The sequence below is a fragment of the Rhodococcus coprophilus NBRC 100603 genome (assembly GCF_001895045.1).
Classification (GTDB): domain Bacteria; phylum Actinomycetota; class Actinomycetes; order Mycobacteriales; family Mycobacteriaceae; genus Rhodococcus; species Rhodococcus coprophilus.
In genome coordinates, this window is record NZ_BDAM01000001.1 from 772,402 (window position 1) to 793,104 (window position 20,703).

The 20,703-nt window shown below is 68.0% G+C and carries 16 protein-coding genes; 1 reads left to right on the top strand and 15 read right to left on the bottom strand.

The window, feature by feature from the left end; all coding sequences use genetic code 11:
* Window positions 1-5: 5 nt before the first annotated feature.
* The 4 genes from lepB to RDCOP1_RS03550 form a co-directional block, all read right to left on the bottom strand.
* The gene (gene lepB, locus RDCOP1_RS03535) at window positions 6-869 is read right to left on the bottom strand and encodes a signal peptidase I (protein ID WP_072698635.1); all 864 of its coding nucleotides are present in this window, start codon (window positions 867-869) and stop codon (window positions 6-8) included.
* Between the two features lie 103 nt (window positions 870-972).
* Entirely contained in the window at window positions 973-1,314 is a 342-nt protein-coding gene (rplS, locus tag RDCOP1_RS03540) for a 50S ribosomal protein L19 (protein WP_072698636.1), read from the bottom strand.
* A 96-nt stretch (window positions 1,315-1,410) separates the two neighbouring features.
* Window positions 1,411-2,307, bottom strand: coding sequence for a hypothetical protein (locus RDCOP1_RS03545; protein WP_072698890.1), 897 nt, complete (start codon window positions 2,305-2,307; stop codon window positions 1,411-1,413).
* A 97-nt stretch (window positions 2,308-2,404) separates the two neighbouring features.
* Window positions 2,405-4,783, bottom strand: coding sequence for a Tex family protein (locus RDCOP1_RS03550; protein WP_072698637.1), 2,379 nt, complete (start codon window positions 4,781-4,783; stop codon window positions 2,405-2,407).
* A 121-nt stretch (window positions 4,784-4,904) separates the two neighbouring features.
* Between RDCOP1_RS03550 and RDCOP1_RS03555 the strand changes: the two genes are divergently transcribed.
* Window positions 4,905-5,918 carry a serine hydrolase gene (locus tag RDCOP1_RS03555; protein WP_072698638.1) on the top strand — a complete coding sequence of 338 codons (1,014 nt, stop codon included), beginning with the start codon at window positions 4,905-4,907 and terminating at the stop codon, window positions 5,916-5,918.
* A 28-nt stretch (window positions 5,919-5,946) separates the two neighbouring features.
* Here RDCOP1_RS03555 and trmD read toward each other — a convergent pair whose 3' ends face one another.
* The 11 genes from trmD to smc all read right to left on the bottom strand — a co-directional run bounded on the left by trmD (window position 5,947) and on the right by smc (window position 20,685).
* Window positions 5,947-6,690, bottom strand: a complete 744-nt coding sequence (gene trmD, locus RDCOP1_RS03560; RefSeq protein ID WP_072698639.1) for a tRNA (guanosine(37)-N1)-methyltransferase TrmD — start codon at window positions 6,688-6,690, stop codon at window positions 5,947-5,949.
* A gap of 4 nt (window positions 6,691-6,694) precedes the next feature.
* Entirely contained in the window at window positions 6,695-7,288 is a 594-nt protein-coding gene (gene rimM, locus RDCOP1_RS03565) for a ribosome maturation factor RimM (protein ID WP_072698640.1), read from the bottom strand.
* Window positions 7,289-7,297: 9 nt separating this feature from the next.
* Window positions 7,298-7,540, bottom strand: a complete 243-nt coding sequence (locus tag RDCOP1_RS03570) for an RNA-binding protein (protein WP_072698641.1) — start codon at window positions 7,538-7,540, stop codon at window positions 7,298-7,300.
* A complete protein-coding gene (gene rpsP / locus RDCOP1_RS03575) occupies window positions 7,540-7,974 on the bottom strand; it encodes a 30S ribosomal protein S16 (protein ID WP_072698642.1) in 435 nt (144 codons plus the stop codon). Before rpsP ends, RDCOP1_RS03570 begins: the two co-directional genes overlap by 1 nt.
* Before the next feature lie 171 nt (window positions 7,975-8,145).
* A complete protein-coding gene (locus RDCOP1_RS03580) occupies window positions 8,146-9,240 on the bottom strand; it encodes an amidohydrolase family protein (protein WP_072698891.1) in 1,095 nt (364 codons plus the stop codon).
* Between the two features lie 32 nt (window positions 9,241-9,272).
* A complete protein-coding gene (gene ffh, locus RDCOP1_RS03585; protein ID WP_072698643.1) occupies window positions 9,273-10,841 on the bottom strand; it encodes a signal recognition particle protein in 1,569 nt (522 codons plus the stop codon).
* Between the two features lie 113 nt (window positions 10,842-10,954).
* The gene (locus tag RDCOP1_RS03590; protein ID WP_072698644.1) at window positions 10,955-13,468 is read right to left on the bottom strand and encodes a [protein-PII] uridylyltransferase; all 2,514 of its coding nucleotides are present in this window, start codon (window positions 13,466-13,468) and stop codon (window positions 10,955-10,957) included.
* Window positions 13,458-13,796, bottom strand: coding sequence for a P-II family nitrogen regulator (locus RDCOP1_RS03595; protein WP_072698645.1), 339 nt, complete (start codon window positions 13,794-13,796; stop codon window positions 13,458-13,460). Before RDCOP1_RS03595 ends, RDCOP1_RS03590 begins: the two co-directional genes overlap by 11 nt.
* 89 nt (window positions 13,797-13,885) lie before the next feature.
* Window positions 13,886-15,193 (bottom strand): ammonium transporter, encoded by a 1,308-nt coding sequence (locus tag RDCOP1_RS03600; protein ID WP_084722330.1) that lies wholly within the window; start codon window positions 15,191-15,193, stop codon window positions 13,886-13,888.
* Between the two features lie 308 nt (window positions 15,194-15,501).
* Window positions 15,502-17,046: a signal recognition particle-docking protein FtsY gene (gene ftsY / locus RDCOP1_RS03605; protein WP_072698647.1), complete on the bottom strand. Its 1,545-nt coding sequence runs from the start codon at window positions 17,044-17,046 to the stop codon at window positions 15,502-15,504.
* A 12-nt stretch (window positions 17,047-17,058) separates the two neighbouring features.
* Window positions 17,059-20,685: a chromosome segregation protein SMC gene (gene smc, locus RDCOP1_RS03610; protein ID WP_072698648.1), complete on the bottom strand. Its 3,627-nt coding sequence runs from the start codon at window positions 20,683-20,685 to the stop codon at window positions 17,059-17,061.
* Window positions 20,686-20,703 lie beyond the last annotated feature (18 nt).

Sequence of the window (20,703 nt, forward strand, 5' to 3'; positions counted from 1 at the left end):
AACGGTCACGAGGGGATTATCTCCGGAGAATCGATCAGACCCCACCGTCCGGGGGGCAGCACGATGAACTGGGCCTTGCCGATCACGTTGTCCAGGGGAACGGCACCCTGGTATTCGTCGCCGACGTGATACCGCGAGTCCGCGGAGTTGCTGCGGTTGTCGCCCATGACCCATACCGCGTCCTCGGGGACGGTGATCGGTCCGAAGCACCGGCCGGACGGTACGTCGGTGTCGCAGTCGACCACACCGGGCGTGAACGGGTAGTCCATCTGCACATAGGGCTCGTCGAGCGGTTTTCCGTCGACGAGGACGCGGCCCTGGTCGTCGCAGCACTCGACCGTTTGACCCCCGACTGCGATGACGCGCTTGACGAGGTCGTTCTCGTCGGGCGGCACGACACCGATCAGCGAGCCGACCTCCTGCAGGCCGCGCAGAACGACATTGTCGGAGCGAGTCGAGGTGTATCCCGCCGACCACGAGTCGGGTCCCTTGAACACGATGACGTCGCCGGGCCGGGGATCGGTGAAGCGGTAGCTGATCTTCTCGACGACGATCCGGTCGCCGGTACACCCCGGGCATCCGTGGAGCGTGGGCTCCATCGACTCGGACGGGATGAGGTAGACGCGGGCGACGAAGGTCTGGAGCAGGAAACTCAGTGCCAGCGCCACCACGATGAGAATCGGGAGTTCGCGCCAGAAGGACTTTTCCTTCTTTGTGTCCTTGTTGTCGTCCTTGCGGGAGAATCCACCGCCCGGATCGGCGTCGTCGCGCCGGTGGTGTGCACCGGAGGTTCGGTGGTTGCGGGCGACGGCGTCGTCGCTGTAACGGTGCGCACCCGGACCGGCCGGATCGTGCGGGGAATCTGCCACGACGACAGCCTAGCGTCTGTCCACACGCTCTCCGAACGGCGACAACCCGGCACGGACGAATGTCCGTACCGGGTTGTCGAACGCGTGGTTCAGCGCGTGGAGATCAGCGCTTTTCCTTGATCTTCGCAGCCTTGCCGCGCAGGTCGCGCAGGTAGTACAGCTTGGCGCGACGCACGTCACCGCGGGTGAGGACGTCGATCTTCGCAATGTTGGGGCTGTGGACCGGGAAGGTGCGCTCGACACCGACGCCGAACGACACCTTGCGCACGGTGAAGGTCTCGCGGACGCCGCCGCCCTGACGCCGGATCACGACGCCCTTGAAGACCTGCACGCGCTCCTTGGAGCCCTCGATAACCTTGACGTGCACGTCGAGCGTGTCGCCGGGACGGAAGTCCGGGATGTCGTCGCGCAGCGACTTTGCGTCCAGAAAGTCCAGGGTGTTCATCGGTTACATCCTCTTTTTTGCTCGAGCAGAGGAACCTGGCGGCGACCACCGTGAGGCGGGCTCGACCGGTTCATACCCAGGTCAGGTAGGCGTGCCCTAACGGGGCAACCCGTCAATTGTGCCAGACGACGCCGCCGGAGGCGAAATCGACGGCGGTGGCAGCGCGGGATGGACCTCCCGGTCGAGGACCTCCTCGGCCATGACCTTCGAATTCTCCACACTTCCGCGCACCGTCTCGAGTGTCGGAGCCCCCGCCACAAGATTCTGCACGACGACCTTCGCCCGAACGACGGGGCGACGTACTTTCCGTTCCCGCGCGAGCGACCGAGCCATCTTGCGCGAGTCGGGTCCGTACCGCGCCCGTGCCCACGGTGCCGCCGGACGCGACAACCGGAGCGCACCGACCCACAGCAGCGGAGCGAAGAACAAGCCCACCAGCCCTGTCCAGATCTTTCCTTTGGACAGGACGACCATCGCCAGCAGCAGGTCGATCACCGCACCCACCACCAGCAGCCCGCGGCTGATCAGGTCTCCGGTGTCCTCGAAATTGGCGGCGTCCCCGAGGTCGAGCGGCCGGAGCCCGACGAGCAACATGCCCGTCACGGCGACCGCGACGAATACCGCATCGACCGAGACGCGGCCTTCTTCGTCCCAATACACGTCGTTGAGGTAGAAGATCAGCGCGAACTCGTCCAGGGTCAACGCGGCGCCTACCCCGAACAGCGTCGCGAAGACGACGCCGGCCGCCCGGCTCCCGTCCTCGTAGAAGCCGATCAGGCCACCTCCGGCGATCACCATGGTCACCACGCCGAACACCACGTGATGCACGTGGTGTCCGCCGGGACTGATGTTGCCGGGCCACCACCGCACGTTCGCGCGGATCATTCGCACGCTCACCCGGATGAACAAGAAGGCCACCACGAAACCGATGAGGAAGCACAGCAGCGGAAATCGTCCCTGCTCGACGATTTCCCTGCGGAACCAGTCGATCATCCCGGTCACCGCACGACCGGCAGCCACTCCATACAACTCAGCATCGCAGGTGCGGGGCCACGCCGCGGAACAACGCGACCCCGCACCGGGATACGAACTACTTCCCGAATCCGGCTCGTCGCAGCGCCTCGGCCATGGACCCGGCGGCCGGAGCTTCGCTGCGCCGGCCCGACTGCCCGTCGCGGTTCCGGCCGCCCTGTCCGTTGCCCCGCGTCTGGCTGTCGCCCCGGCCCTGAGTGTTGCCCCGGCTCTGGCCGCCGGCCGGTCCCCCGCGGCGTGCGCCGCCCCGGGGCGGACGCCCGTCGGACGCATCGGGCGTGGTCGAGGGCAGTTCGTCGTCGAGGCGGAGGGTCAGAGCGATGCGCTGTCTCGGCACGTCGACCTCGAGGACCTTCACCTTGACCACTTCGCCGGACTTGACGACGTCGTGCGGATCCTTGACGAAGCTGCGCGACATCGCCGACACATGCACCAGACCGTCCTGGTGCACTCCGACGTCGACGAACGCACCGAATGCGGCGACGTTGGTGACGACACCTTCGAGCACCATCCCGGGCTTCAGGTCGCCCACCTTCTCGACGCCCACCGCGAAGGTAGCGGTCTTGAACTCCGGGCGGGGGTCGCGTCCGGGCTTTTCGAGTTCCCCGATGATGTCGGTGACCGTCGGCAGCCCGAACTTGTCGTCGACGAAGTCGTCCGGACGCACCGTACGGAGCGTTGCGGTGTTGCCCAGCAGTTCGCGCACGGCCGTCCCGCTGCGTTCGGCGATCCGTCGCACCACGGGGTAGGCCTCGGGGTGCACGGCGGACGCGTCGAGCGGGTCCTCACCGTTGGGAATGCGGAGGAATCCGGCGCACTGCTCGAACGCCTTGGGACCGAGCCGCGCGACGTCCTTGAGCGCCCGGCGGCTGGGGAAGGGACCGTTCTGGTCGCGGTGCGCCACGATGCTCTCGGCGAGCGACGACGTGACACCCGAGACGCGCGAGAGCAGCGGCACCGACGCAGTGTTGACATCGACCCCCACCGCGTTCACCGCATCTTCGACGACCGCTCCGAGGGACCGGGCGAGCATCGTCTCCGAGACGTCGTGCTGGTACTGCCCCACGCCGATGGACTTGGGATCGATCTTGACCAGTTCGGCGAGCGGATCCTGCAGGCGCCGGGCGATCGATACCGCGCCGCGGATCGACACGTCGAGGTCGGGCAGTTCCTGTGAGGCGTACGCCGAGGCCGAGTACACCGAGGCCCCGGCCTCGGACACCACGATCTTCGTGAGACCGGGCGTGCCGAGCTTCGCGATCAGTTCGGTGGCGAGCGCGTCGGTCTCCCGCGACGCCGTGCCGTTACCGATGGCGATCAGTTCGACGCCGTGCCTCGCGACGAGTTGGGCGAGGGTCGCCAGCGACTGGTCCCGTTTGTTGTGGGGCTGGTGCGGGTAGATCGTGGCATGGTCGACGACCTTGCCGGTGGCGTCGACCACTGCGACCTTGGTGCCGGTGCGGAAGCCGGGGTCCAGGCCCATGGTGGGACGGGACCCGGCGGGTGCGGCGAGCAGAAGATCCTTGAGGTTTGCCGCGAAGACGTCGACGGCATCCTTCTCCGCGGACTGCTTGAGCCGCATCCGGAGATCGACACCGAGCGAGACCTGCAGGCGGGTCCGCCACGCCCAGCGCACGGTGTCGAGCAACCAGCGGTCGGCGGCCCGGCCGCGGTCGGCGATACCGAAACGTGCGGCGATGCGGCCCTCGAAGTACGACGGCTCCCCCGGCTCGGGCTCGTCGGCATCGGGAACGAGCGTCAGGGAGAGCACCTCTTCCTTTTCGCCACGCAGCATCGCGAGGATGCGGTGGGACGGAAGCTGGGTGAACGGCTCGGAGAATTCGAAGTAGTCCGCGAACTTCGCGCCGTCGGTCTCCTTGCCCGGGCGGACGGCCGCTTTCATGCAACCGCGGCTCCACATCGCCTCGCGAAGTTCACCGACGAGGTCGGGGTCCTCCGCGAAACGCTCGACGAGGATGGCACGTGCACCGTCGAGTTGCTCTGCGGAGAACCCGGCGGGATCGGTGCTCGGGTCCGAGTAGAGGGCGTCGGCGACGGGTTCGTGGCCGGCTTCCCGCGCGATCTGCGCTTTCGTGCGCCGCTTGGGCTTGTAGGGCAGGTAGATGTCCTCGAGCCTGGCCTTGGTGTCCGCGAGGCGGATCTGGGCGCGCAGGTCGTCGTCGAGTTTGCCCTGGGCATCGATGGATTCGAGGATCGCGGCTCGGCGCTCGTCGAGTTCGCGCAGGTACCGCAGCCGCTCTTCGAGGGTGCGGAGCTGAGCGTCGTCGAGTCCGCCGGTTGCCTCCTTGCGGTAGCGCGCGACGAAGGGCACGGTGGCGCCGCCGTCGAGCAAGGCCACTGCCGCGGACACCTGGTGTTCGCGGACGTCGAGTTCGTCGGCGATTCGCCGGATGACGGTGTCGGGTTCGGTTGTCACGACGATCGACCCTACATTTATCCTTGCGACGCTCCCCCGGCGCCACATCGGGCCGGATGAGGGAGCATCGATATCGGACGCGCTGGTTCCGCGCGCCGCACAATGGCATACAGGAGTATCGATGAATCGGGGTCGCCGGACCGGTGCGAGGTCGTACGCAACGGTGCTGCTCGCAGCAGCAACGGTAGTGGCGTGTGGATCGCAATCCGGCGGGTCGACGGAGATCATGCCTGTCCTGACGGCACTCGGGCCGGGTGTGACCGGTCTCGGCGCCGATGCGGCCGCCGATGCCGCAATGCTGGGTTCGGCGTCGCTCGACGCGGAGTCGCTGAGGATGCGGATCGACGCGGCCGCTGCTCTCGCGGAGCGCCGAGGCGCGCAGATGACCATCGCCGTGCTGGATCGCAGCACCGGCGCGCGCACGGTCGGTGGCGTGGACCAGCCGATCGAGACGGCGTCGGTGGTGAAACTGTTCGTCGCCGACGATCTCCTCTTCCGTGAGTCGACCGGTGAGGTGACGCTCAGCGAGGACGACTACGACCTCATCGAGGACATGCTGAGGTCGTCGGACGACACTGCCGCGAATCTGTTGTGGGAGCAGCACGGCGGTTCGGAGATCGTCGAACGAGTAGCCGAGCGTCACAACCTGACCGGGACGACCCCTCCCTACTCGTCGTGGTGGTGGAACACGACGACCACGGCGTCGGATCTGCTCACCTGGTACGACGACGTACTCGGCGGACGCGGCGGTCTCGACGCCGAGGCGAGCGCGCGGATCATCGGATATCTGACAGACTTCACTTCCAACGGTTCCGACGGGTACGACCAGACCTTCGGGTTGCCCGAGGGGTTGCCCGGGGTGACCGGTCTCGGCGTGAAGCAGGGATGGATGTGCTGCGTCAGCGGTGAGTGGGTGCACTTGTCCACCGGTTTCTTCGGCGACGACCATCGATTCGTCGTTGCTGTGACGTCGCGGGAAGAGGTCACCTACGAGGAGGACGACCCGATGTTCGGCATGGGGATTCTTCCGGACCTGGCGCTCTACGACGTGACATCCGACGGCAGTGCCCGTCATGCGCGAGAGACGGTCTCCCTCGCCGTGGAGACGGCGTTGGGAACCTCGACCGACCGATGACAGTCCGGGCGGCATCGCCGCCCGGTGATCAATTCGCGTCGGGGAGCAGATCGGGCCGTCGTTCGCGGGTGCGGGCGAGCGATTGTTCCCGGCGCCAGGCGGCGACCTTCGCGTGGTCGCCCGAGAGCAGAACCGGCGGTACGTCGAGCCCGCGCCAACTGGCCGGCCGCGTGTAGCTCGGTCCTTCGAGGAGCCCGTCGGAGAACGAATCTTCTTGGTGCGACTGCTGATTGCCGAGAACGCCGGGAAGGAGCCTGACCACAGCCTCGACCATGACGAGGACTGCTACCTCCCCACCGATGAGCACGTAGTCCCCGATGCTCACTTCTTCGACGCGCACCCGGCGTGCGGCGTCGTCGAAGACTCGCTGATCGATGCCTTCGTACCGTCCGCACGCGAAGACGATGCGTTTTTCCTGCGACCAGCGCTGGGCGGTCGCCTGGTCGAACCGGCGTCCCGCGGGAGTCGGCACGACGAGCAGGACGTCGGGGTCCGTTTCACGGTCCGGTCCGGCCTCACATTCGGCTCCGGCTTCACCGTCACGGGCGGCCAGCACGTCGTCGAGCGCCGGGCCCCAGACGGTCGGTTTCATGACCATGCCCGGACCGCCGCCGTACGGTGCGTCGTCGACGGCCTTGTGGACGTCGTGCGTCCAGTCCCGGAGGTTGTGGATGCCCACGGAGATCAGGCCTTTGTCGATGGCCTTGCCGAGGAGGGCGGCGCGCATCGGCGCGAGATATTCGGGAAAGATGGTGACGACATCGAGTCGCACGGAACTACCTGTCTCCCTTGCCGTCCCGCTGTGATGCCTTCGACGGGGGTTCCCCGAAGTCGGGGTCGAGCAGCCCCTCGGGCGGATCGATCTCGATGACGCCGTCCGCGATCGACACGGTCGGCACGATTTCGGTGACGAACGGGATCAGCAGTTCCGAGCGGTCGTCGTCGGCGGGGTTGAGCGAGAGCAGTTCCCCGGCCGCGGTGTGCAGTACTTCGCGGACGGTGCCCACCACTGTGCCCCCGTCGGGCCTGCCCTCGACGATGCGCACGGTCAATCCTTCGAGTTCGTGATCGTAGAACTCGTCGGGATCGCCGGACGGTGGCAGGTCGTCGCTGTCGACGACGAACAGGGTTCCGCGCAGGGCATCGGCCGTGGTGCGGTCGACCACCCCGCTCAGGCGCAGCAGAAGCCGCCCGGAATGCTCCCGGGCGGCTTCCACCGTGTAGTTCTGCAGGTTCTTCTCGCGGGGTTTGCGTCCTCGCAGGACCGCACCCACGGCGAAGCGCTCTTCGGGTTCGTCGGTACGAACCTCGACGACCACCTCACCTTTGATGCCGTGCGACTTGGCCACACGACCCACTACGAGCTCCACCTGCGACGCCTATCGGTCGGTGTCGACGACGTCGACGCGAATGCCCCGGCCACCGATGCCGGTGACGAGGGTCCGCAGTGCGGTAGCGGTACGCCCGCCCCGGCCGATCACCTTGCCGAGATCGTCGGGATTGACGTGGACCTCGACGGTGCGTCCCCGTCGACCCGTGATCAGGTCGACGCGAACGTCGTCGGGGTTGGCGACGATTCCACGAACGAGATGCTCGACGGCGTCGGCGACCACGGTGCTCATTACTCGGCGGCCTCGGTGGACTCGGCCTCGGTGGCCTCTTCCTTGGCAGCCTTCTTCTTCTTCGGGGTGGTCGCGGCGGCGGCCGGCTCGTTCTCGGCCTGGGCGAGAGCGGCCTGGAACAGCTCGAGCTTGGACGGCTTGGGCTCTGCCTTCTTCAGCGTGCCCTCGGCGCCCGGCAGGCCCTTGAACTTCTGCCAGTCACCGGTGATCTTCAGAAGATTGAGGACGGGCTCGGTCGGCTGTGCGCCGACACCCAGCCAGTACTGTGCGCGCTCCGAATCGATCTCGATCAGCGAGGGCTCTTCCTTGGGCTGGTACTTGCCGATCGTCTCGATCGCCCGGCCGTTACGGCGGGTACGCGAGTCGGCGACGACCACGCGGTACTGCGGGTTGCGGATCTTGCCGAGACGGGTGAGCTTGATCTTCACAGCCATGGCTGTTTCTCCTTCGAAGCGCGCAAGGCGCATGTCACGTGCAATTCGGACGACGTGCCCTTTTGGCACGCCCGGTTTTGCCTCTAACCTGTGACCGCCGCGCGGTACGTAACCGGATGCGACGACAGCGGTCCATTCTGCCAGATCGCCGAGCCAGGACGAAACCGGTGGTCACGCGAGTGCCGGACTCCGTCCGACGACCGCTCCCCGGAGGACGACGAGGTCCGGGGACGCCGCCGCGGGGTCCCGGCGCGGGTCGTCGGTGTAGACGACGAAGTCGGCGGGAGTTCCCGGTTCGAGACTGGGGTGACCGAGCCACGTGCGGGCAGCCCAGCTCGCGGCAGCGAATGCTTCGGTCGGGTCGAGACCCACCCGGCCGAGGGCAACGATCTCGTCCGCGATCCGGCCGTGCCGGACGTGTCCCCCGGCGTCGGTCCCGGCATAGATGGGGACGCCGGCCTCGTGGGCGGCGCCGATCGTGTCGGCGACTCGCGCGTGCAGGTCGCGCATGTGTGCCGCATAGACGGGGAAACGCGTTGCGGAGTCTGCGATCTCAGGAAAGTTCTCGATGTTGACGAGGGTCGGGACCAGCGCGATGCCACCGGCGGCCATGGTCGCGATCGTATCGTCGGTCAGGCCCGTGCCGTGCTCGATGCAGTCGATTCCTGCTGCGAGCAGACCCGGCAACGCGTCTTCGCCGAACACGTGCGCTGTGACACGGGCACCTTCGCGGTGTGCCGCAGCGATCGCGTCGACGAGAATCGCGTCGCTCCACAGCGGCGCAAGGTCGCCGGTTCCCCGATCGATCCAGTCGCCGACGAGTTTGACCCAGCCGTCGCCGGCCCGGGCTTGTCGCGCGACCTCGGCGGGGAGTCGGGTTTCGTCGTCGAGTTCCACCGGCAGGCCCCGGATGTAGCGCTTCGGGAGCGCGATGTGCCGGCCTGCCCGCACGATGCGCGGCATTTCCGGGTCGTCGTCGAAGCTGCGGGTGTCGGCGGGCGATCCGGCATCCCGGAGCAGCAGAACCCCCGCGTCCCGTTCGACGACGGCCTGCGCGCGGGCGCCCGCTACGTCTTCGATTCCCCCGCCGTAGCGGATACCGACATGGCAATGCGCATCGACGAGCCCGGGCAGGACCCAGCCGCCGACCGAAATCGTCTCCGCGCCGGGAATCGGCTCGGACGAGAACATTCCGTCCGAGCCGACCCATAGTTCGACGGGCTCGCCGTCGAGCGTCTTGCCCCGGACCACGAAAGGCTCGCCGATCTCCGGCGCCCCGCTCCCCGCTGTCACGGGAGTTACTTCTTCGGCATCTTGAACTGCGAGAAGTCGAATCCTTCGAGGCCCGGAGGCAGCTCGTCGAGTCCCTTCGGCATCTTCGACAGATCGGGCATGCCACCCGGCAATCCGCCGGGCAAGCCCGGGAATCCACCGGGCAAGCCGCCCCGCACCTTCGGCGGGGTGGGGCCGCGCCCGCCCTTCTTGCCCTTCTTGCCCTTCTTCGACCGCTGGTTCTTGCGGCCACCTATGCCCATCTGGCCGGCCATCGCCGTCATCATCTTGCGGGCTTCGAAGAAACGATCGACGAGCTGGTTGACGTCGGAGACCTTCACGCCGGAGCCGTTGGCGATGCGGAGGCGGCGCGAGCCGTTGATGATCTTCGGGTTGGCCCGCTCGGCGGGGGTCATACCGCGGATGATCGCCTGGATACGGTCGAGTTGCTTCTCGTCGACGTTGGCCAGCGCGTCCTTCATCTGTCCCGCGCCGGGAAGCATGCCCAGGAGATTCGCGATGGGCCCCATCTTCCGCACGGCCATCATCTGGTCGAGGAAGTCTTCGAGGGTGAGCTCGCCCGAACCGATCCTGTTGGCGGTTGCTTCGGCCTGCTCGGCGTCGAAAACCTGCTCGGCCTGCTCGATGAGCGTCAGAACGTCGCCCATGCCGAGGATGCGGCTCGCCATGCGCTCGGGGTGGAAGACGTCGAAGTCTTCGAGCTTCTCGCCGGTGGATGCGAACATGATCGGCTGGCCGGTCAGCTCACGGACGCTGAGTGCGGCACCGCCGCGCGCGTCGCCGTCGAGCTTGGTGAGCACCACGCCGCTGAATCCGACCCCTTCGCGGAAGGCCTCTGCGGTGCTGACCGCGTCCTGACCGATCATCGCGTCGAGGACGAACAGCGTCTCGTCGGGATGAACCGCGTCGCGGATCCCGGCCGCCTGGGCCATCAGTTCCTCGTCGATACCGAGGCGGCCGGCGGTGTCGACGATGACCACGTCGTACTGCTTGGTCTTCGCCTCGGCGATGCCCTGCTCAGCCACCGCGACGGGGTCCGCCGCCGTGATACCGAGGGCGTTCTCGCCACCGCCGATGGAGGTGCCGGGGTGAGGCGCGAACACCGAGACCCCTGCGCGCTCACCGACCACCTGCAGCTGGGTGACGGCGCCCGGGCGCTGCAGGTCGCATGCGACGAGCAGCGGGGTGTGGCCCTGATCCTTGAGCCACTTGGCGAGCTTGCCGGCCAGGGTGGTCTTACCCGCGCCCTGCAGACCGGCGAGCATGATGACCGTCGGGGGGGTCTTCGCGAACCGCAGCCGGCGAGTCTCGCCGCCGAGGATCTTGACGAGTTCCTCGTTGACGATCTTGACGACCTGCTGAGCGGGGTTGAGGGCACCGTGTACCTCGGCACCCTTGGCGCGTTCCTTGATCTTCTTGATGAACTCGCGCACGACGGGCAGCGCGACGTCGGCTTCGAGGAGCGCGAGGCGGATCTCGCGGCACGTCGCGTCGATGTCTGCGTCGGACAGGCGTCCCTTGCCCCGCAGGTCCTTCAGGACCCCTGTCAACCTGTCGGAAAGGGATTCGAACACCGAATGCGCTCCTGGGCTATGACGAAGATGCGGACAATGCTGCGAACCAGGGTAACCGCTCCCGATGCGCGAGCATCGAGTGCGGCTACCCAGCCGGTGGGATCACCGGTCGTTCAGGACGCCGCCTCGGCCGACTTCGGCTCGGGGGTGGGCAGCACCGCGAGGAGTTCCCGCTCGAGGTGCTCGCGTGACGCACGCGTATCGAGCCCGGTCAGATCCACCCCGAAGGCATCGACGACGGTCGTGCCGAGGGTCGTCACCCTCGCCCAGCGGACGTCGGCACCCACCCGTTCGAAGACGTCGGCCAGCCGGCACAACAGGCCCAGACGGTCCTCGGCGCGCAACTCGAGCACCACCTGGCCGGGCTCGGACGCGTCGAACCAGATCAAGCGCGGCGGCGCCTGGGCGTAGGTACCGGGTACCGCCTGCTCGGGTCGCTCCGGAGTACGTCCTTCCCGCGCGGCACGGTCCTTCGCGTCCAGTTCGGAGAGGAGATCGAGGTCTCCGGAACGGGCACGGCCGAGTTCCTGCCGGAGCAGGCTCGCCTCCGGGGGTGCACCGAATCGCGGCATCACCACGAAGGTGTTGACGGTGCTGCCGGCGTGGCTTCCGATCGACGCGGACAGCACCCGGAGCCCGTGCAGGGCCAGGACGCCCGCCTCGTCCGACAGCACCCCGCGTTCGTCGGGAGCGATGAAGGTGGCTTCGTAGCTCCGGCCGTCCTCGCGGGGATCGAGTGCGACGTGCGTTGCCCCCTCGGCGGCCAGCGTCGCCAGCTCCGGATCGATCGGATCCGGCACGGGCAGTTCCTCACCGGCCATCATCATGCGGCACCGTCGTACCAGTTCCCGGAGCAGCGACGCCTTCCAGTCGCCCCACACGCCGGGCCCGGTCGCCTGCGAATCCGCCTCGGCCAGTGCGTGCAGCAGGTCGAGGAGGACCGGATCACCGTCCAGCGCCTCGACGACCGACGCCACGGTCTCGGGGTCGTCGAGGTCGCGACGGGTCGCGGTGTGCGGCAGCAGCAGGTGGTGACGCACCATCGCGGTGAGCATCCCGAGGTCGTACGGCCACAATCCCATCCGCCGCCCGATCTGCTGAGCCAGTTCGGCACCGACGACGCTGTGATCCCCGCCCCGCCCCTTTCCGATGTCGTGCAGCAGCGCACCGAGGACGAGCAGGTCGGGACGCGCGACGCGCGTGGTCAGTTCGCTCGCGTACACCGCGGTTTCGACGAGATGCCGGTCGACGGTCCACGTGTGGATGGCGTCGCGCGGGGGCAGGTCGCGCACCGCACCCCATTCGGGCAGCAACCGGCCCCACAGACCCGTCCGGTCGAGAGACTCGATCACATCCACCGCGCGCCGTCCCGAACCGAGCAGGACGAGCAGATCGTTGAGCGCCTCGCGTGGCCACGGTTCACGCAGTTCGGGTGCGTTGTCGGCGAGCCGGGTCAGTGTGGCCGCGGAAATCGGCAGACCCGACTGGGCGGCGGCGGCCGCGACGCGGGTGATCAGCCCCGGGTCGCGCCGTGGATGAGCGTCGCGGGCGAGCGCCACCTCTCCCCCGTGTTCGACGACCCCTTCGTCGAGTGGTCTGCGTACCGGTCCGCGGCGCAGCCGAGACAATCCCTTCCGGGGCAGCGAGTTCGCCGCGGTCCGGAGCCCGACGTCCACCGAATAGCTCACCGTCCGTGCAGATTCGGTGAGCACACGGGCGAGGTCGAACCGGTCTCCGATGCGGAGCGCGGCACCGATTTCGTCGGCGTCCTGGGCGCGAAGCTGGTCGCGGCCGCGTCCTGCGACACGATGCAGTTCGGTGCGCACATCGAGCAGCCGGCGGTGCGCGACGGCGAGACCGCCACCGGGTACATCCGGACCGAGACCCGGCATGCCATCGGTGAGCTGCGCGACGGACAGAGCATTGAGCAGCTGTACGTCCCGCAGCCCTCCGCGACCGCTCTTGAGGTCGGGTTCGGCGCGGTGCGCGATCTGCCCGCTGCGCCGCCATCGCGTCTCGGTCATCTCGAACAGCTCGTCGAACCGCGAGCGGATCCCGGTACGCCACTGGCGCCGCACCCCGCCGATCAGCAGGTTGCTCAACTCCACGTCGCCGGCGATGTGCCGCGCCTCGAGCATCCCGAGCGCAGCTGTCAGATCCGACGAGAACACCTGCAGTGCCTGCGGGACCGTGCGGACACTGTGGTCGAGTTTGATGTGGGCGTCCCACAGCGGGTACCAGAGCTTGTCGGCGACGCGCGAGACCACAGCGCTGTCCATGTCGTCGTGCAGCAGGATCAGGTCGAGATCCGAATAGGGCAGCATCTCGCGTCGGCCGAGACCCCCGACCGCGACGATCGCGAAGCCGCAGTCGTTCTTGATGCCGAGCTCCGCACCCTTGGTGGTGAGCCAGAATTCGTGCAGGTCGACGAGTGCGTGACGCAGAGCAGGCGTGTCGAGCCGCCGGTTCCGTGAGGTGCCGGCCAGAAGGGCATCGCGGGCCGCGGTGAGGTCCGCGGCTCCGGCATGGGCGGTGTCGTGGCCCGGAGACACCGAGGGCCCCGGTCCCGCCGCCGAAGCGGCGGGGCCAGGGCCTCGAGTTCCGGACCCGTGGGGGTCAGAGTGCATCCGTTCCTCGTTCTCCCGTGCGCACCCGCACCACCGACTCGACGGGGGTGATCCACACCTTGCCGTCGCCGATCTTGCCTGTACGGGATGCCTCGACGATGGTCTCGACGACCTTGTCGACCGCAGAGTCGTCCACGACAACCTCGACGCGCACCTTGGGTACGAAATCCACGGAGTACTCGGCGCCGCGGTAGACCTCGGTGTGGCCCTTCTGACGTCCGTAGCCCTGCACCTCGCTGACGGTCATGCCGAGCACACCCGCCTGTTCGAGACCTGCTTTGACGTCCTCGAGCGTGAACGGCTTGATGATTGCCGTGATCAGCTTCATATCCTCATCCTTCCCAGTGCCCACTGGCTACTGCGATCACTGCCCGCTGTCTTGGTCTTCTTATCACTTCGGTGCGTTGGAGAAGTCGGTCACTTCAACGCGGTGGCGAAGTCGTACGCGGATTCCGCGTGCTCTCCTTCGTCGATTCCACGGGCTTCTTCCTCTTCCGTCACTCGCCAGCCGAGAGGCTTGAGGGCGAACGCGATGATGAGGGTGACCACTGCGGTGAACACGAGGGCGACGACCGCAATGACGATCTGGATGACGAGCTGCTTGTAGTCGCCACCGTAGAACAGGCCGGTCTCGGTTCCGAGGAATCCGATGGCCACCGTGCCCCAGAGGCCGGACACGAGGTGCACACCGACGACGTCGAGCGAGTCGTCGTAGCCGAACTTGTACTTCAGGCCGACGGCCAGGGCGGACAGCACACCTGCGACGACGCCGAGGGCGATCGAGCCGACGGGGCTCAGCGAACCGGCAGCAGGGGTGATGGCCACGAGGCCTGCGACCGCACCCGACGCGGCACCGAGGCTGGTGGCCTTACCGTCACGCAGTCGTTCTGTGAGGAGCCAGCCGAGGATTGCTGCGGCGGTGGCGGTGGTGGTGTTGACCCAGGCGAGGCCTGCGGTTCCGTCCGCGGCGAAGGCCGAACCGGCGTTGAAGCCGAACCAGCCGAACCACAGCAGGGCTGCGCCGAGCATGACGAACGGGAGGTTGTGCGGGCGGAAGGCGGTGCGGCCGAAGCCGGTGCGCTTGCCGACGACCAGTGCGAGGACGAGCGCTGCGATACCGGCGTTGATGTGGACCACGGTGCCGCCGGCGAAGTCGATCGGGGAGACCGTGGCGACGAGGCCGCCTTCTCCGTCGTCGGAGGTGCCGAAGAGCTTGGCTGCGAGGCTGTCTTCCGAACCCGAGAGCAGGCCGCCACCCCACACCATGTGGGCGAGGGGGAAGTACGCGCAGGTCACCCAGATCGCTGCGAACACCATCCAGGTACCGAACTTGACGCGCTCGGCCAGCGCACCGCTGATCAGCGCGGTGGTGATGATCGCGAAGGTCACCTGGAAGCCGATATCGATGATCTGCGGGTAATTGCCGAGGCCGGCGAGGAATTCACCGTTCTCGTCGTAGATCGCCCCCTGCAGACCGAAGTGCTGGAACGGGTTGGCGAAGATGCCGCCGATGTCCTCGGAGCCGTAGGACATCGACCAGCCCCACAGCACGTAGACGACGCCGATCACGGCCATCGCCCCGAACGACATCATCATCATGTTCAGGACAGATTTCGCCCGGGACATTCCGCCGTAGAAGAACGCCAGACCCGGTGTCATCAACAGCACGAGTGACGCTGCCATCAGCATCCATGCTGCGTCCCCGGTGTTCACCACTTCCTCCACTTGCAACCTCCCTGTTGGTCGCGCCGAACGGCGCGTCGTCATCGAGAGAAAGCTTGGTTGTGCCATGTTTCATCGGAAGCGCCGCACTGTTTCGAGGGTGTGAACGACGATCCGGTGCGTGTTTCATCTGTGTTTCGAGGACGGCCGGGACCGCCGATCCCAACCGGACAAACCCGGCCGGAGCCGGAATTCGGGCGTATTCGGAGCCACCGGACCCGCGTGCCGGAGTCGCGTGTCGAGAGCACAACGAAAGCTGTGGCCGCTCCCCTGTCGAGGGGAGCGGCCACAGAAGGAACGCGACGGGACGGTCAGCCGAGCAGCGCGTCGACGAACGCCTCGGGCTCGAAGGGGGCGAGGTCGTCGGCGCCCTCTCCCAGACCGACGAGCTTGACCGGCACACCGAGTTCGTGTTGCACCTGGAACACGATGCCGCCCTTGGCGGTGCCGTCGAGCTTGGTGAGAACGACTCCGGTGATGTCGACGACGTCGGCGAACACCCGGGCCTGCATCAGGCCGTTCTGGCCGATGGTGGCGTCGAGAACGAGAAGCACCTCGTCGACTGCCGCCTTCTTCTCCACGACCCGCTTGACCTTGCCGAGTTCGTCCATCAGACCGATCTTGGTGTGCAAACGCCCGGCCGTGTCGATCAGGACCGCGTCGACACCGTTTTCGATGCCTTTCGCGACCGCATCGAACGCTACGGCGGCGGGGTCCGCGGAATCCTTGCCGCGCACGACTTCGGCACCGACGCGCTCGGCCCAGGTCTGCAACTGGTCTGCCGCAGCCGCACGGAAGGTGTCGGCGGCACCGAGGAGCACCCGGCGGCCGTCGGCGACCAGCACGCGAGCGAGCTTGCCGGTGGTGGTCGTCTTACCCGTGCCGTTGACACCCACGACGAGCAGCACGGCGGGATGGTCCTCGTGCGGCAGCGCACGGATCGAACGATCGAGTTCGGGGCGCAGTTCGTCGACGAGGACACTGCGCAACAGAGCGCGGGCCTCAGCCTCGGTGCGCACCGTGTTCAGCGCGATCTCCTCACGCAACCGGTCGACGATCTTGGTCGTGGTCGCGGCACCGAGGTCGGCGACGAGCAGCGTGTCCTCGATCTCTTCCCAGGAGTCCTCGTCGAGGTCGCCGCCGCCGAGCAGGCCGAGCAGGCTCTTACCGACAGCGGACTGCGAGCGGGCGAGGCGGCCGCGGAGCCGGACGAGCCGGCCGGCGGTGGGTTCGATCTCGTCGAGTGCGGGCTCTGCCGCTGCCGGTGCGGCCGCGGGTTCGGCGATCGTGTCGGTCGACGGCTGCGTCACCACGACAGGCTCGACGGGCTCCGCTGTCTCAGGCGCCGCCGTCTCAGGCGCCGCCGTCTCGGGCGCTGCCGTCTCGGGTGCTGCGGTTTCCGGCTCTGTTTCGGGGGCGGGAGCGACCTCGGGTGCGGGAGCGGTCTCGGCAACAGGCTCAGCCGCGGGCGCGGTCTCGGGTACCGCTGGGGTCTCGGTAGCAGGCTCAGCTGCGGGCGCGGCCTCGGGCGCGGGAGCGGGCTTCGGCGGCGCGGCCGGAGCCTCCGTCACCTCCTCCGGCAAGGGCACGGTGCGCGGTGCGGGTGCCTTCTTCTCCGGCGCGGGCCGCTCGACTGGTTGCGGCGGCGCGGTGGCCGACGGCCCCTGGGTGAAACTGAACCCGGTCTGCGCCTTGTAACCGCCGGAGCGGTCCTTGGCTTCGGCGGTGTCGAGCTGAGGCGTGTCCTTCACCTGCAGCGACACCTGCCGACGCCGGTACAGCGTCAAGCCGACGACGAGCGCAACGAGTACAACCGCCAGTGCGGCCGCGATAATTATCCAAGCTCCGGTACTCACGCCCCCATACTGTCAGGCTTGCGCCTCTTCCTCCGGTTCGGGGACGGATGTCGGGACGTTCTGACCGCGCATCCGCTGCGAGATGACACGGGTGATGCCGTCGCCGCGCATGCTGACGCCGTAGAGAGCGTCGGCGACTTCCATCGTCGGCTTCTGGTGGGTGATCACGATCAACTGGGATTTCTCCCGCAACTGTTCGAAGAGACCGATGAGCCGACGGAGATTGGTGTCGTCCAGCGCCGCCTCGACCTCGTCCATGACGTAGAACGGCGACGGCCGAGCGCGGAAGATCGCGACGAGCATCGCCACGGCGGTCAGCGACTTCTCGCCACCGGACAGCAACGACAGGCGCTTGACCTTCTTGCCCGGGGGCCGGGCTTCGACCTCGATGCCTGTGGTGAGCATGTTGCCGGGCTCGGTGAGCACCAGCCGGCCTTCACCGCCAGGGAACAGTTTCGCGAACACCTGCTCGAATTCACGCTCGACGTCCACGTACGCCTCGGTGAAGATCTGCAGGATTCTCGCGTCCACGTCTTCGACGACGGCCAGCAGATCCTTGCGCGCGTTCTTCACGTCCTCGAGCTGCGTAGCGAGGAAGTTGTACCGCTCTTCGAGTGCGGCGAACTCTTCGAGTGCGAGGGGATTGACCTTGCCCAGAGTGTTGAGGTCTTTTTCGGCGCGTTTGGCGCGACGTTCCTGGGTGGTCCGGTCGTACGGCATGGGCTGCGGCGCGACCACCTGCTCACCTCGTTCGCGAGCCTGCTCGTACTCTGCGATCTCGACGTCGGTCGGGGGCAGGGGCACGTCGGGCCCGTACTCCTCGACGAGGTCGTCGAGCGCGATGCCGTACTGCTCGAGGATCGTCTGCTCGAGCTGCTCGATGCGCAGCGCCGCCTGGGCGCGGGCGACCTCGTCCCGGTGCACGGAGTCGGTGAGCTGGTCGCGCTGCGTGGTGAGTTCCCGGACGAGCGAGCGCGCATGCTCTAGCTTCTCGGTGCACTCGGTGCGCATGCGGGTGAGCTCTTCCCTGTGAGCGAGGGCCTCCGCGACGACCGTTTCGAGGTGTGCCGAGACGCGGCTACCGGCGTCCGCGACCGCCGCCGCGACCGCCGCGGCCTGGCGCCGACTCCGGCGGGCACGCTCGGCCCGGGCGCGCGCCTCGCGCTCGGCTTGTGCCGCGCGGCGCAGGGAATCCGCCTTGCCCCGAAGCGATTCCGCGCGTTCCTCGGCGGTGCGGGCGGCGAGCCGGGCCTCGACCTCCACCGCGCGCACCTCGGCCAGGGCCGCAGCGGTCATCTCCCGCTCGGCCGCCGTCGAGTCCGTGCCGCTGCCGTCACCCGAGCCGGACTGTTCGTCCTCGGCGAGCCGCAAGCGTTCTTCGAGTTCGACCAGCTTCTCGCGCGCGGTGTCGCGTTCCTTCTCCGCCGCGGACCGCTGCGCGGCGAGCCGCTCCGATTCGGCGTGCGCGGTGCGCGCAACCTGTCCGAGCCGTCCGAGCTGCTCGTACACCGCAGTCATGGCGGCATCGGATTCGTTGAGGGCGGCGAGCGTCTGTTCGACGTGCTCGGCGCGATCCTTCTGCTCGGTGAGCGCCCCGGCGAGCGCTGCGGAGAGTTCTTCGGACCGGCGCACCGCCCGGTCGAGCGCCGCGCGGGAGGTGTCGACGGCCGCCTGGATCTCGAGGGTGCTCGGGGCACGATCCGAACCGCCGATCACCCACCCGGAACCCGCGAGATCTCCGCCACGGGTCACCGCTCGCAGGTCGGGACGCTGGGCACACACCTCCGCCGCGGCATTCAGATCGGCGACGACGACGGTGCGGGCGAGCAATGCATCGATCGCACCACGCAGGTCGGAAGGGCAATCGACGACGTCTCGCACCCAGCGCGCGCCGGCGGGGGGTTCGCCCACGTCACCAGGTCCGGAAGCGTTCTCGGCGACGAACGCGACCCTCCCCTGGTCGGCTGACGCGAGCGCGGCGACCGCGGCGTTCGCGGACCGCACCGACGCCACCGCGAGCGCATCGGCCGCCGGCCCGAGCGCGGCCGCGACCGTGGCCTCGTAACCGGGCGATACCTGAAGTCTCTCGGCGAGCGGCCCGAGCAGGGCGCCCGCAGGATCGTTGTCCAGCAACCAGGCCGCACCGTCCTTGCGTTCGAGCCCCATCGACAGTGCGTCGATACGGGCCTCGAGCGAGGCGACTTCCTTGCCTGCCGCACGTTCGGCTTGCTGCAGTTCGGTGACGCGCTCGTCGGCAAGTCGCTGCGCCGCGACCGCCCGCTCGTGTTGCGCGTCGGCGTCGATCTCCCCTGCGTCGAGGTCGTCGATGCGACCCTGCGCGGTTTCGAACTCCGCCTGCGCTTCGACGCCGCGCAGTCGTGCTTCCTCGATTGCGACGGTCAACCGCGCGATCTCCGAATCGATGGAGTCGGCGCGTGTGCGGAACGTGTCGACCTGCCCGGCGAGGCGAGCGAGGCCCTCGCGCCGGTCGGCGATGGCACGCACCGCCGCCATGTGGGCGCGTTCGGCGGCGACGGCGAGTTCTTCCTGCGCGGCGAGTTGTTCCCGCGCGGCCTCGAGGGTTCCGTGCGCGATCTCCACGGCTTCGACGAGTTCCGCCTCCTCGGCCGCGATGCGGTCGGCGCGCGCTTCCATCTCGTCCGGATCCTGCCCCGAGCGGTCCTCCGGTTCGCTGTGCAGGTGGCGGGCCCGCTCCTGCGCGACCCGCACGGTCGCGGACACACGCTCGGCAAGCGCGGACAGCCGGAACCACGCCTGCGACGCCGCTTCCGCGCCGGGGGTGAGCTGGGCGAGCGACTGCTCGTGGTGGGCGAGTTCGATGTTGGCGTCGTCGAGCGCGGACAGAATGTGGTCGAGGCGCTCCCGGATGGTGCGTTCCTGCTCGTCCTGACCGGCGAGTTCGGCGCGCCGGGTGACGAGGTCGTCGGCCGCGAGCCGTAGCCGCGCGTCGCGCAGGTCGGCCTGGATCGTCTGGGCACGCCGGGCGACCTCGGCCTGCCTCCCCAGCGGTTTGAGCTGGCGACGCAGTTCTGCCGTGAGGTCGGTGAGCCGGGCGAGGTTCGCCTGCATCGAGTCGAGCTTGCGGACCGCTTTCTCCTTGCGGCGGCGGTGTTTGAGCACACCAGCCGCTTCTTCGATGAAGGCCCGGCGGTCCTCGGGCCGCGACTCGAGGATGGCGGCGAGTCGTCCCTGCCCCACGATGACGTGCATCTCGCGCCCGATACCGGAGTCCGAGAGCAGTTCCTGCACGTCCATGAGCCGGCAGGAACTGCCGTTGATCTCATATTCGCCGGCTCCGTCACGGAACATGCGCCGGGTGATGGAGACCTCGGAGTATTCGATGGGCAGCGCGCCGTCGCTGTTGTCGATCGTGAGGGTCACCTCGGCGCGGCCCAGCGGGGGTCTGCCCGCGGTGCCCGCGAAGATCACGTCCTGCATCTTGCCGCCGCGGAGCGCCTTGGCACCCTGCTCGCCCATTACCCAGGTCAGAGCGTCGACCACATTCGATTTTCCGGACCCGTTGGGTCCGACGACGCAGGTGATACCTGGCTCGAAACGCAGAGTCGTCGACGACGCGAAGGACTTGAAGCCCTTCAGCGTCAGACTCTTCAAATGCATGGGAAAGAACCTTACCGG